Below are 13363 nucleotides of genomic sequence, written 5' to 3' on the forward strand. Positions count from 1 at the left end.
GCAATATGAGTCTTTTCAGAAAAATATTTGGTTCTAGCAATGATGCTTCCGATGAGGAAAACCAAAGTGAATATAATACTCCCAAACCTTCAAATCTTCCAATTGACGATTTATTTACTTTCAATTTCAAGAAAAATGGCGGTAAGTTTATCTATTGTGAAAATTTAAACGAAGTAAGGGAACAGTTCGAAAATATACTTGAGGAAAATGATTGGTTTGAGAGTGAAGCATTATGTTTTGAACCAAAACTTTACAACCTTTTAGACGAAAATAAATTAAGTTACACCAATCCAACAGAACCTAAATTCTTTTTTGCAAGTTGCGAAAATTTGGTTGCTGATGAAGGTGCAGTGTTGTTTTCTTCAAATCAAATCAAACAGAAAAAACCTAACGAATTACCTGACAATATTGTAATACTTGCTACTACAAGTCAGATATTAGAATCTAAAAGTGATGGTTTAAGAGTTATCAAGAAAAAATACGATAAAGACTATCCTACCAATATTACAACTATCAAATATTTTGAAAAAGTACAAGAAGAAGATTTCTTGACCTATGGAAGTTGTGCCAAAAATCTTTACCTACTTCTTTTAGAAGATTTATAACATGAATGAATCGCTAACGAGATTACTTTCGGGTGTAGTTTATGTAACACTTTTACTATTAGCTACTTCCTACTCTGCTAATAGTTTTTTTTTACTATTTGGCGTTTTTATGCTCATTGCGATTTATGAGTTTTGCCAATTAATCAATTTAAATAAAATTCTTCCCATAATAGTTGGAGGAGTTGCATTTTACTTGGGAAGTCAATTTAGAACTAACAAAACCAATGATATTTTAATATTAATTGCAACGCTTTTTGTTTCCATAAAATGTTTGCTTTTACTTTTCAATACCAAGAAAGAAAAAATTGATACTCTTTCGAAATACATTTACCTTATTGGTTATGTAATCTTACCTTTTATTCTAATTGCCAAAATTCCTTTTGTTGGAAATAATTTCAGACCAAAAATTATCATTAGTATTTTTATCCTTATTTGGACCAACGATACTTTTGCTTACATCGTTGGAAAATCAATTGGAAAACATAAATTATTAGAGAAAATATCACCTAAAAAAACCATTGAAGGCTTTTTTGGAGGAATGGTTTTCTCGGTTTTAGCAGGATTTTTAATATCAAAATACTATTTCGACCCCAATCCGAAATACTTTAACACATCTGTTTTAATTTGGACCGTTAGTGCCGTTATTATTAGTGTTTTCAGTACTTTGGGAGATTTAATTGAATCAAAATTCAAACGTATTGCTGGTGTTAAAGACAGCGGAAAAATTATGCCAGGACATGGAGGTATTCTAGATCGCTTAGATAGTATTATATTTGTAGCTCCATTTGTATTTTTATTTTATCAAATTTTAGATTATGTTTCATAAAGAAGGTGCCAAGATTATTCTTATCTCTACTACTCTATTTGTAGTTTTACTATTAGTTTCTCCAATGGTTATATCAAATCCTTGGATTTTAAAATCTGTACAAATACTAATGCTATTGCTTTTAGTGACTGTATTGCAGTTTTTTAGAAATCCAAAGAGACCACTAGAAGTTAATGATTACAATATCATTGCACCAGTAGATGGAAAAGTGGTAGTAATTGAAGAAGTTTTTGAACCTGAATATTTTAAAGACCAACGTTTACAAGTTTCTATCTTTATGTCGCCAATAAATGTTCACGTAACTCGTTATGCTACAAGTGGAAAAGTAAGATACAGTAAATATCATCCTGGTAAATATCTTGTAGCTTGGCATCCAAAAGCCAGTACGGAAAACGAAAGAACAACAGTTGTAATTGAAAATAGAATTTTTGGAGAAATCATGTACCGACAAATTGCTGGTGCTTTGGCAAAAAGAATTGTAAATTATGCTGAAGAAGGAATGCAAGTAAGACAAGGTGATGATGCTGGATTTATCAAATTTGGCTCAAGAGTTGATATTTATTTACCAATTGGAACCAATGTAAACGTAAAAATTGGACAAAAAGCAGTCGGAAATCAAACTATAGTTGCTAGCAAATAAATGCAAGAAGATTTAGAAAAACGATTTGAAAATGCCGTAGCCTTGGCAAATACCATAACACAAGCCGAACTACCACAAGATGTTCAGTTGCGTTTGTATGCCTTGTATAAACAATCAACCCACGGAACAATTACCAATCGTATTTATCCTGTATATGACTTAAGAAATGCGTTTAAAATGAATGCTTGGATGCAAATAAGCCATCTTACTCAAGATGAATGCAAGGAATTATACATTGAAGCCATCACTGATTTAGTTAAAAAAAGATAACCAATGAAAAAAGTATTTTTAATTGTATTAAGTTCTATTTTTTTTCTTTCAATTGGTTCATGCAAAAGGAAAAAATATACTGAAGTAGTTGAAGTGCCTCTTCCTTCTAAAGAAGAAAAAATGACTATAGGTTTACCAGAAGACGTTAAAGCTGATGCTGGTGCTTTTGAATTGCTTAAACTTCCCTATAACTATGATGCCTTAGCTCCAAATATTGATGCTATGACTATGGAAGTACATTACTCTAAACATTATCTAACATACACCAACAACTTAAATAAAGCTTTGGCTGGAACCGAGTTAGAAAGTCTTCCAATCGAAGAAATTTTTAAAAAATTAGATTTAAATAATGCCGATTTACGAAACAATTTAGGTGGCTACTACAACCATACTTTGTATTTTGACATTATGGCACCAAAAGCTGGTGGAAAACCTTCTGATACTTTGGCAAGTGCTATTGATAAAGATTTTGGTTCTTTTGATAATTTTAAAATTCAATTTGAAGATGCTGCTACTAAGCAATTTGGTTCAGGTTGGGCTTGGTTGATAGTTGATAAAGCAGGAAAACTACAGGTTACAAGTACGCCAAATCAAGACAACCCATTAATGCCAAGAGCAGTTGTTGCAGGAACTCCAATCTTAGCTATCGACGTTTGGGAACATGCTTACTATTTGAATTATCAAAACAAAAGAAAGAAATACATTGAAGCTTTTTTTAATGTCATCAATTGGAAAAAAGTTGGCGAAAAATACGAAGAAGCCATTAAAAAATAAATTAAAATCCCAAGGTCAACAACTTGGGATTTTTTTTTAGTAATTGCTTAACTAAGTTATAAATAAACCTATATTTTATTCTAAACCACTAGAGTAAAAAAATCAATTTTACTATCTTTGCTAGTATTAAAAAATTACCTTATCAAATTATATATGTATCCAAATACTTCAAAACTAAACTCTTTTGCTAAGTTCTTTTTTCTACTTCTTTCTTTGAATGTTGTGGGACAAGAGAAAAATCTTAAAAATATTCAAAAACTAACTAATGGAGGAGACAATGCTGAGGCGTATTTTAGTCCAAATAGTTCGCTTTTGACTTTACAAGTTTCTAATCCGAAAGCTAATATTCTTTGCGATCAGATTTATATGTATGATTTACAAAGCAAAAGTTATTCTTCAGAAAATTTAAAATTGATTTCTACAGGAAAAGGAAGAACTACTTGCTCTTACTTCATGCCAGATGGAAAACATATTATTTATGCTTCTACACATGCTTCAAGTGAAGCTTGTCCAGCACCACCAAAACCAAAAGACGGAAAATACCTTTGGGCCGTTTATCCAGAATTTGATATTTATATTGCCGATTTGAATGGTAACATTGTAAAACAATTAACCAATACTCCAGGATATGACGCAGAAGCAGTAGTTTCTCCAGATGGAAAGAAAATTGCCTTCACTTCTACTCGTTCTGGTGATTTGGAATTGTGGACCATGGACATTGACGGAAGTAATTTGAAACAAGTTACTAATGGTTTAGGTTATGATGGTGGAAGTTTCTTTTCGCACGATAGTAAAAAATTAGTTTTCCGTTCGTCTCGACCAAAAACTGAAAAAGACATTAAAGAATACAAAGATTTATTGGCAGAAAATGTAGTAGCTCCAACTGAAATGGAAATCTACACTTGTAATGTTGATGGAACTGATGTTAAACAAGTAACTCACTTAGGAAAAGCCAATTGGGCTCCATTTTTTAGTCCGAACGATAAAAAAATCATCTTTTCTTCTAATCATCATTCTACTCGTGGATACGATTTTCAGTTGTACATGATTGATGTTGATGGAAGTAATTTGAAACAAATAACATGGGAAAGTGAATTTAACGCGTTTCCAATGTTTTCACCAGACGGAAAGAAATTGGTTTGGTCTAGTAATCGTCAACAAACTGCAGCACGTGAAACTAATGTCTTTATTGCGGATTGGGTTGATAGTGACGAAACAGAAAATGTAAAACCAGAAATTCTTAACAAACATATATCTTATTTAGCTTCTGATGAATTGAAAGGTCGTTTAACAGGTTCTGTTGGCGAGCAAAAAGCTGCTGATTATATTTCGGCGCAATTCAAGGCTTTGGGATTAAAACCTTACAGCGGAAAAACGTATTTACAAAAATTTGACTACAAAGTTCGATTGAGTCCAAACGATTCTATTACCGATAAAAGCGAAACTAATAATGGTAGAAACGTTATTGCTTATTTAGACAATAAAGCAGCTAAAACTATCGTAATTGGTGCGCATTATGACCATTTGGGATTGAATGAGCACAACAATTCAACCAAACCAAATTCTAAAGGAGAAATTCACAATGGCGCTGATGATAATGCTTCTGGAGTTTCTGGTGTTTTTGAATTGGCTCGTATGTTGTCAAAAAATAAAACTATTGAAAAAGCCAACTATATTTTTGCTTTATTTTCTGGTGAAGAAGATGGTTTGATTGGTTCTAAACACATGGCGGAAACGCTTAAAACAAAATATCCAAATGTGGTTGCTATGATTAACATGGACATGATTGGACGTTTGAGCGACAAAAAAGAGATGATTGTTGGTGGTGTTGGAACTTCTCCAGAATTCAAAAAATTGGTAGAGAAAAATAAACCAGCTGGTTTTAATGTAACAACAGAAGACAGTGGCATCGGACCAACCGATCATACTTCGTTTTATTTGAAAGATATTTCGGTTTTAAATTTCTTTACAGGAACGCATGGCGATTACCACAAACCAAGTGATGATACTGATAAAATTAATTTCAATGGTGTAAAAAACATTGTAGAATTTGTTTTTAGAATTGCTAATGATGTGGCTGATTTAGATAAAGTAGAATTTACTAAAACCAAAGCCAATGCCGGAAAAACAAGACCAAAATACAAAGTAACGATGGGAATTATGCCTGATTACTCTGAGCATCCAGATGGTTTACATGTTGATGGTGTAACAGAAAATAGACCTGCTCAAGTTGCTGGAATTAAAGAAGGTGATGTTATTACAAAAATTGGAACAACAACAATCAAAGACGTTTATAACTACATGGAAGCTTTAGGCAAAATCAATCCAGGTGACGAACTAGAAGTTACTTATGTAAGAGATGGCGAAACTAAGGTTACCAAAGTGAAATTTGAATAAACCCTACTCTAAAAACTATTTCATCCTCAATTGTTAATTCGATTGAGGATTTTTTTATATTTGGTTTAATTAAAAGTAATGTAATTACGCTAATAATATTATTTTATTTTAATCAGTGTATTAAATAGTATTATAAAAGACAATTCAAAATTGCAGTTCTAAGGTGTATATTACGTCTAAATAAGAAGAATATTTTAGAACCATAATTCAAGAACGAATTCTCTACAAAGCTAATTTATCCTATATTATATTGATTTTTAACACACTACACAAAATTATGTAAAATAAATCAATAGCATAGTACTATTTTTCTTGCAAATTAAAAATATTAATCTTACTTTTATCTTAAACATAAAATCATCAAATCATGAAGAAAATTTTACTATTGTTGGCTTTATTGCCAACAGCATTTTTTGCACAAGAAGAATCTGCAAAAGAAAAGGCAACTTTATCGGCAAATTTTAACGTTTCGGAACCTACGGTTATGGGTTTGAGTTTAGAATTACCTTACGCTATTAAAAAAGACGACGAAACAAGCACAAAAAAGAAAAAAAAGTATGCTAAATCAGCTGTTTTCAATTTAAGTTATGCTACAATGTGTTACGGAAGTAATAATGATTTAACGGGTCAAGGATTTGAAATTCAAGCAGGTTCTAGAACTTATTTTAACGAACAAAATCATGAGAAATTTTACTATGAGAGTTTCTTGAGTTATGGAAGTGTAAAATATGATGAAACTTTTTTCAATGGAACTTACAGTTACTGGTCGTTAATTGATGGAAATATCGGTTACAAACTAAAAATTGCTAAAGGTTTTTATGTTGACCCGTCTGCAGGTTTTAACTGGAAGTGGGAAGTTAAAGGAAAAGGAGATGTTGATAACAAAAATATTGATAATTTAATTTACCGCTTTGGAGTGAAACTAGGATTTCAATTCTAAAATAAGATTATAAAAAATAAGGAGTTATTTTAGACAGCACCAAAAGTTTAGAAAAATTTGTAATCTAATAATTATTCTGATAAAGTTAAATGTGTCAATGAAGATTGTTTAAAAGAATCAGTCCAAGATATTTGGATGTATTTATCTAATCCTAATAACACATTTCGGAATAAAAAATGAGTAAAAAAGTCCTGATTTCTCAGGACTTTTCTGTTATTTTAAACCAGCAATACTTTGTTCTATTGTGGCTATTTTAGCTAAAGCATCGGCTTCTTTTTTGCGTTCCATTTCTAATACTTTTTCTGGTGCGCCGTTTACAAACTTCTCGTTAGATAACTTAGCTTGTACCGATTTTAAGAATCCTTTGGTGTAGTTTAACTCTTCGGTTAATTTAGCTACTTCGGCTTCAACATCAATATTTCCTGTAATTGGAATAAAGTATTCGTTAGATTTTACTCTGTAAGACAAGGCACCATCTACTTTATCGGAAACGTATTCTAAAGCAACTATATTTCCTAATTTCATGATTACAGCATCAAAATAAGTAGAAGCATTTTCGTTATTCACTACTTTCAAATCGATAGCATCTTTAAACGGAATGTTCTTATCTTTTCTAATGGTTCTAATTCCGGAGATTACTTCCATAGCGAAATCGAAATCGGCTATTAATTTTTCGTCATAGGCTTTTGCTTTAGGCCATTCTGAAACAATTAATGCTTGTTCTGGAGTTCTATCTGCAATATGTTGCCAAATTTCCTCTGTTAAAAACGGCATAAATGGATGCAATAACTTCAAGTTATTTTCCAACATTTCTATTGCTTTATCAAACGTTGCTTTGTCAATTGGTTGTTGGTAAGCTGGTTTTATCATTTCTAAAAACCACGAACAGAAATCGTCCCAAACCAATTTGTAAATACCCATCAAAGCATCAGAAATTCTGTATTTATCAAAGTTTTCTTCGATTTCGGTTAAGGTTCTTTGCAACTTAGTTTCATACCATTCGATAGCTACTTTAGAAGATTCTGGTTGCGGAATTGCATCCGAAACTTCCCAACCTTTTATCAATTTGAAAGCATTCCAGATTTTATTAGAAAATGCTTTTCCTTGGTTGCACAATTCTTGGTCAAACATAATGTCGTTTCCTGCAGAAGCACTTAAAAGCAATCCTACACGAACACCATCGGCACCAAATTTCTCGATTAATTCTAATGGTTCAGGCGAATTACCTAATGATTTAGACATCTTACGACGTTGTTTATCACGAACCAATCCAGTTAAATATACATTAGTGAAAGGTTTTTCACCAGCATATTCGTAACCAGCAATAATCATTCTCGCAACCCAGAAAAACAAAATATCTGGACCTGTAACTAAATCATTAGTAGGATAATAATATTTATAATCTTCATTCTCTGGATCAAGAATTCCACCAAAAACTGCCATAGGCCACAACCATGATGAAAACCATGTATCTAGTGCATCAGCATCTTGACGTAAGTTGCGGGTTTCGAGTTGCGGGTTTCGGGTTTTTACTTTTGCAAGCTCAAGTGCTTCTTCTATATTTTTAGCAACTACGAAGTCTTCTTTTCCATCTCCATAGAAATAAGCCGGAATTTGTTGTCCCCACCAAAGTTGACGAGAAATATTCCAATCGCGAATGTTTTCTAACCAATGTTTGTAAGTGTTATTGAAACGTGATGGATATAATTTTACTTCTTCGGTTTCCAAAACAGCTTTGATGGCAGGCTTTACCAACTCTTCCATGCTTAAAAACCATTGGTCTGACAAACGTGGTTCGATTACCGCTTTGGTTCTTTCTGAAGTTCCTACTTTATTTAAATGTGTTTCTGTTTTTGCTAAAGCACAAATTGTTTCAAGCTCTTTTGCAATTTCTTCACGAACTACAAAACGATCTTTTCCTTGATAATGTAATCCGAATGAATTTAGAGAAGCATCGTCATTAAAAATATCGATAATTTCTAAATTGTGCTTTTCACCTAAAGTTTTATCGTTCATATCGTGCGCTGGAGTCACTTTTAAACATCCAGTACCGAATTCGATGTCAACATATTCATCTTCAATAATAGGAATAACTCTTCCTGAAATTGGAATAATAGCTTTTTTACCTTTCAAATGTGTGAAACGTTCGTCGTTTGGATTGATACAAATAGCTGTATCTCCAAAAATAGTTTCAGGACGCGTAGTAGCAACGGTCAAGAAATCTTCTGAACCTTCAATTTTGTATTTTAAGAAGTATAATTTTCCTTGACGTTCTTCAAATATTACTTCTTCGTCAGATAAAGTTGTTTTAGCTTCTGGATCCCAATTTACCATTCGGTAACCACGATAAATCAATCCTTTGTTGTATAAATCTACAAATGAATGAATTACTGACGCCGACATATCTTCGTCCATTGTGAATTTTGTACGACTCCAATCGCAAGAACATCCTAATTGCTTAAGTTGTTCTAGAATCGTTCCGCCATATTTGTTGGTCCAATCCCAAGCGTGTTTTAGAAATTCTTCACGTGTTAAATCGTTTTTGTTGATTCCTTCGCTTTTAAGTTTGGCAACAACTTTTGCCTCTGTTGCAATAGAAGCATGGTCAGTTCCTGGAACCCAACACGCATTGAAACCTTTAAGACGAGCACGACGAATCAATACATCTTGAATAGTATTGTTTAGCATGTGTCCCATATGCAAAACTCCAGTCACGTTTGGTGGTGGAATAACAATGGTGTAAGGTGTTCTATGGTCTGGTTTGGATGTAAAATAGTCATTTTTCATCCAATAGTCATACCATTTTTGTTCTACTTCTTTGGCGTTGAATTGTGCAGGAATCATATAATTTTAGATTTCAGATTTTAGATTTCAGATTTATACTGAAAGTGTTTTATAAAATTAACAAAAGTACAATACAAAAACTTTTTAGCCCTGATTGGAGAAGTTACCATGTAACTCGTAAAGCAGGAAAATGGATTGCTGATAAATCCCGAGCGATTCGCTCCTTAAAAACTTTGGTATGTTTTTTGTAATTATTACTGCAAAAGTAAGTAATAAGTACTTTTATAAAAAATTAAGAATTAAAATTTTGCTTATAAATTTAAAGTCGTAATTTTACTAATCCAATGAAACCAAAAATTAACGTAATGAAAAAAATATTATTTATCGCTTTTGTAGTTCTAAACAGTGTAGCTTTTGCTCAAACTGGACCAAAGATTGTTTTTAAAGATAAAGACAATACTATTGACTACGGAACTGTTACCAAAGATACTGACGATGGTTTGAGAAAGTTTGAATTCACTAATACTGGAGATGCTCCTTTGGTGATTACTAATGCCAAATCTACTTGTGGTTGTACGGTTGCTGATTATCCAAAAACTCCTATTCAACCTGGTAAAACTGGTGTAATTGAGGTGAAATACAATATGAATCCAGGACCAATAAGAAAAACAATTACAGTTGAAACTAATGCTGTAAATGTTGAAAGTGGAATGGTTGCATTAAAAATAAAAGGTGAAGTGATTGTAAAGAAAGAAGTCAATCCGCTAGAGAAAAAGCAAAGTTTGATGGAAAAATCATAAATTTAAGACGTTCGCAAACCGCGGACGTTTTTTTTTATAATATTTTTTTCAATTGGAATTTGAATTTCAGGATTTTACCTTTTCTATCAATTTCAAATTCAATGGATTTACCTTCTTCCGATTTAAGGAGTTCGTTTATTTTTTCTAAAGTAAAATTGTACCCATTTTGATTGTTGATTTTTACAATAACATCTTCTTTTTGCAATCCAGCGATTGCTGCAGGCGAATCTTTTCTTACGTTTGCTATAACGTAAACTGGTTTTAGTTCAAACTTGTACTTAAGATTATCTTCTACTTTATTGCTATAAGGATTATTTAAATTATTGTTTAGAACTGAGTTACTTCTATATGTTTCTGTAATCCATTGTAAACCTTGATGCTGCACTTCAACTCCAGACATATTGAAGCTAAAGGGTTCTTTGTAATTATTGTTTTTCTTTAGGTAAATTATATTATTATTGTAGTCATATATTGCAGAAAATCTTCTCATTACTTCTGAACCCACAGAGCCTAATCTACCCTCAATTTTGTCAATATCTAAAGTTGCAATAGTATCTGGAAAAGCTGTAATAGGCTCTTTAAAATTATAATTTCCAATAGAAATTGAAGGAATTCTTCCTCTTTTACCAAAAACATCACCACTGAAACCTCTGCCTAAAAAATCGTCAATATGTTTTTTTGGTATTTCAATACCTTCGTCTTTTTGTTTAAAAAACCAAAAAGCATCTGTATTTCCAGTATCAATTAAAAGTTTCGCATTGACAGGTTGTTTTTTTGTATTGAAAAAGGCATTAACATTCAAATATGGTTTTCCCTGAATTAATTCTATGGGAAAACTTGAATAATTTTTAATTGCAGATATTAATTTTTTTTCATTATTATAAATAATAATACGTTTGGAAATGTAATCAATCTTGACACATTTATTTTTGAAGAGCTTATTTCCAATAATTCCATTAACTGGAACACCAACTTGAGAGGAAATGTTAATATTTTGATCTAAAACTAAATATATACGATGACTAATATCGGAGTAGTTTTTGATTTCTAATTTATTATTATCAGTTTTATAAGCGTCAAAAGCATCGTTGCTTCCAAATCCTCTTATTCGTATTTTTTCTATTTTTGAAAAATTTACACCATTAGTTTCATCAATGCTAAACAAGATTGTTTCTTCGACTCCAGTATCTACCATAAAGTTTAAGGAAACACCATTAACTTGTATTGGAATAATTATTAAATTGTTAATAAACTTGAATGGAATTGAAATTTTTTTCTTGTTAGTCTGAAACTGAAAACCACTTTGAGACAAACTATTGGAACAATATAAAAATATGAGAATGGCGATTAACTTATACTTCATTAAAAAAATATTTTCATAAATTTAATAAAATATTGTTGTTGAAAAATCATTTTTAACAATAAATACAATAAAAAATTGCAAATTTGCACAACTAAATTTTCAATCATGCCAAAAGTTTCGAACAAAGGAAAACAAATGCCCGAATCGCCAATTAGAAAATTGGTACCTTATGCAGATATTGCAAAGAAAAAAGGGAACAAAGTATATCATTTAAATATTGGTCAACCCGATATTAAAACTCCAGAAGTTGCACTTAATGCAGTTAAAAATGCAGATATAAGCGTTCTAGAATACAGTCATTCCGCAGGTTTTGAAAGTTACAGAACGAAGCTTTCACAATATTACAAATCACACGGATTACCAATTGACGTTCAAGACATCATCATTACGACAGGTGGTTCAGAAGCATTATTATTTGCTATGGGAAGCACAATGGATGTTGATGATGAAATTATCATTCCTGAACCTTTTTACGCAAATTATAACGGATTTTCAACTGCATCTGGGGTAAAAGTTGTTCCGGTTATTTCAACTATTGACGATGGATTTGCCTTACCTCCTATTGCTGCTTTTGAGAAATTGATTACATCAAAAACTAAATCAATTCTTATTTGTAATCCAGGTAACCCAACAGGTTATTTATATTCTAAAGAAGAAATCCAACAATTAGCAGAAATTGTAAAAAAACATGACTTATTTTTAATTGCAGATGAAGTTTATCGTGAGTTTATCTATGATGAAAATGATAAGCACTATTCTGTTATGAATGTTCCTGGAATTGAAGAAAATGCTATTATGATTGATTCTGTTTCAAAACGTTATAGTATGTGTGGAGCAAGAATTGGTTGCATTGTTTCTAAAAATAAAGAGTTGATGGCTACTGCTATGAAGTTTGCGCAAGCTCGTTTGAGTCCTCCAACGTTTGCTCAAATTGCAAGTGAAGCCGCTTTAGAAACTCCGCAAAGTTATTTTAAAGAAGTAATTGAAGAGTACAAAGAAAGAAGAGATACACTTGTTTCTGAATTAAATAAAATTGAAGGTGTAAAAGTGGCTACTCCAAAAGGTGCTTTCTATTGTATTGCTCAATTACCAGTTAAAAATGCGGATGATTTTGCACAATGGTTATTAGAATCTTACGACAACAATGGAGAAACTGTTATGATTGCTCCTGCTGCCGGATTTTATTCAACTCCAAATGTAGGCCTAAATGAAGTAAGAATCGCTTATGTTTTAAAGAAAGAAGACTTAGTTCGTTCTGTACAAATTTTAAAAGATGCATTAAGAGTTTACAACGCTAAATAATTTATCATAATATTATAATAAAAAAAAACTCCTCAATAATGAGGAGTTTTTTTTTCTTTACATATACATTTTTATCGTTTCAGAGCAAAATGCGCTTTGAATTCTTTCATCGCACCAGCTTCAGGATATTTCACTGTGAACCAGTAATCCGTTGATGGCATTAGGTTTCCGTTGTAGGTACCATCCCATCCTTTGCTTGCTGGACTCATTTGCTTAATGAGTTTACCAAATCTATCAAAAATATTAATTTGTAAACTTGGATAATCTTCCAAACCAACAATATTCCAAGTATCGTTAATTCCGTCACCATTTGGAGTAAAATAGTGAGGGTAATCGATGATTTGTACTCCTGTTAATTGGAAAGGATCACAGCTGCTTGCTACACCACCTTTGTCATCCCATACCGTTATAGTGTGTACTCCAAGTGGTACATTTTCAAACACATTGCTGGTTTGTCTTGGACCTCCATCAAGGCTGTATAAGTAACTTCCATATCCTGTTACGGTTACTGTAATGGTTTGCATATCTGAAAAAGCGTTGCTTACTTCATATCCTACGCCTACAGCCACAGCTTGCCCTGATTGTATTACTTGAAATGAGTCTGTTTGTGAACATCCCAATTGTGGTGGACTAACACTGGTCATTTTTACAGTATATGTTCT

General features: G+C 32.0%; 12 protein-coding genes. 9 read left to right on the top strand and 3 right to left on the bottom strand.

Annotation, left to right across the window (positions count from 1 at the left end; translation table 11 throughout):
* Positions 1-5: 5 nt before the first annotated feature.
* From ACIQ06_RS15530 to ACIQ06_RS15560, 7 genes are all read left to right on the top strand, one after another.
* On the top strand, positions 6-605 hold the full coding sequence (locus tag ACIQ06_RS15530) for a lactate utilization protein B/C (RefSeq protein WP_396147850.1): 600 nt from the start codon (positions 6-8) through the stop codon (positions 603-605).
* 1 nt (position 606) lies between these two features.
* Positions 607-1431: a phosphatidate cytidylyltransferase gene (locus ACIQ06_RS15535; protein WP_396147840.1), complete on the top strand. Its 825-nt coding sequence runs from the start codon at positions 607-609 to the stop codon at positions 1429-1431.
* Positions 1421-2071 carry a phosphatidylserine decarboxylase family protein gene (locus ACIQ06_RS15540; RefSeq protein ID WP_298305823.1) on the top strand — a complete coding sequence of 217 codons (651 nt, stop codon included), beginning with the start codon at positions 1421-1423 and terminating at the stop codon, positions 2069-2071. The genes ACIQ06_RS15535 and ACIQ06_RS15540 overlap by 11 nt, the downstream gene beginning before the upstream one ends.
* Positions 2072-2341, top strand: coding sequence for an acyl-CoA-binding protein (locus ACIQ06_RS15545; RefSeq protein ID WP_396147841.1), 270 nt, complete (start codon positions 2072-2074; stop codon positions 2339-2341).
* Positions 2342-2344: 3 nt separating this feature from the next.
* Positions 2345-3115, top strand: coding sequence for a superoxide dismutase (locus ACIQ06_RS15550; protein WP_396147842.1), 771 nt, complete (start codon positions 2345-2347; stop codon positions 3113-3115).
* Positions 3116-3268: 153 nt separating this feature from the next.
* Positions 3269-5512 (top strand): M20/M25/M40 family metallo-hydrolase, encoded by a 2244-nt coding sequence (locus tag ACIQ06_RS15555; protein ID WP_396147843.1) that lies wholly within the window; start codon positions 3269-3271, stop codon positions 5510-5512.
* A gap of 367 nt (positions 5513-5879) precedes the next feature.
* A complete protein-coding gene (locus tag ACIQ06_RS15560) occupies positions 5880-6452 on the top strand; it encodes a hypothetical protein (RefSeq protein WP_396147844.1) in 573 nt (190 codons plus the stop codon).
* A gap of 213 nt (positions 6453-6665) precedes the next feature.
* On the opposite strand, the gene ACIQ06_RS15565 is transcribed toward ACIQ06_RS15560, so the two are convergent.
* Positions 6666-9296 (bottom strand): valine--tRNA ligase, encoded by a 2631-nt coding sequence (locus tag ACIQ06_RS15565; protein ID WP_396147845.1) that lies wholly within the window; start codon positions 9294-9296, stop codon positions 6666-6668.
* A 305-nt stretch (positions 9297-9601) separates the two neighbouring features.
* Here ACIQ06_RS15565 and ACIQ06_RS15570 point away from each other — a divergent pair, with 305 nt between their 5' ends.
* Positions 9602-10036: a DUF1573 domain-containing protein gene (locus tag ACIQ06_RS15570; protein WP_396147846.1), complete on the top strand. Its 435-nt coding sequence runs from the start codon at positions 9602-9604 to the stop codon at positions 10034-10036.
* A 34-nt stretch (positions 10037-10070) separates the two neighbouring features.
* Here ACIQ06_RS15570 and ACIQ06_RS15575 read toward each other — a convergent pair whose 3' ends face one another.
* Positions 10071-11399 (bottom strand): PDZ domain-containing protein, encoded by a 1329-nt coding sequence (locus ACIQ06_RS15575; RefSeq protein WP_396147847.1) that lies wholly within the window; start codon positions 11397-11399, stop codon positions 10071-10073.
* A 105-nt stretch (positions 11400-11504) separates the two neighbouring features.
* Between ACIQ06_RS15575 and ACIQ06_RS15580 the strand changes: the two genes are divergently transcribed.
* Complete coding sequence (locus ACIQ06_RS15580) at positions 11505-12701, top strand: pyridoxal phosphate-dependent aminotransferase (protein WP_396147848.1); 1197 nt, start codon at positions 11505-11507, stop codon at positions 12699-12701.
* A 71-nt stretch (positions 12702-12772) separates the two neighbouring features.
* Here ACIQ06_RS15580 and ACIQ06_RS15585 read toward each other — a convergent pair.
* A partial coding sequence (locus tag ACIQ06_RS15585; RefSeq protein ID WP_396147849.1) for a T9SS type B sorting domain-containing protein occupies positions 12773-13363 on the bottom strand: 591 nt, incomplete at its 5' end.

Origin of the sequence: Flavobacterium sp. (assembly GCF_044341265.1) — a bacterium.
Taxonomy (GTDB): Bacteria; Bacteroidota; Bacteroidia; order Flavobacteriales; family Flavobacteriaceae; genus Flavobacterium.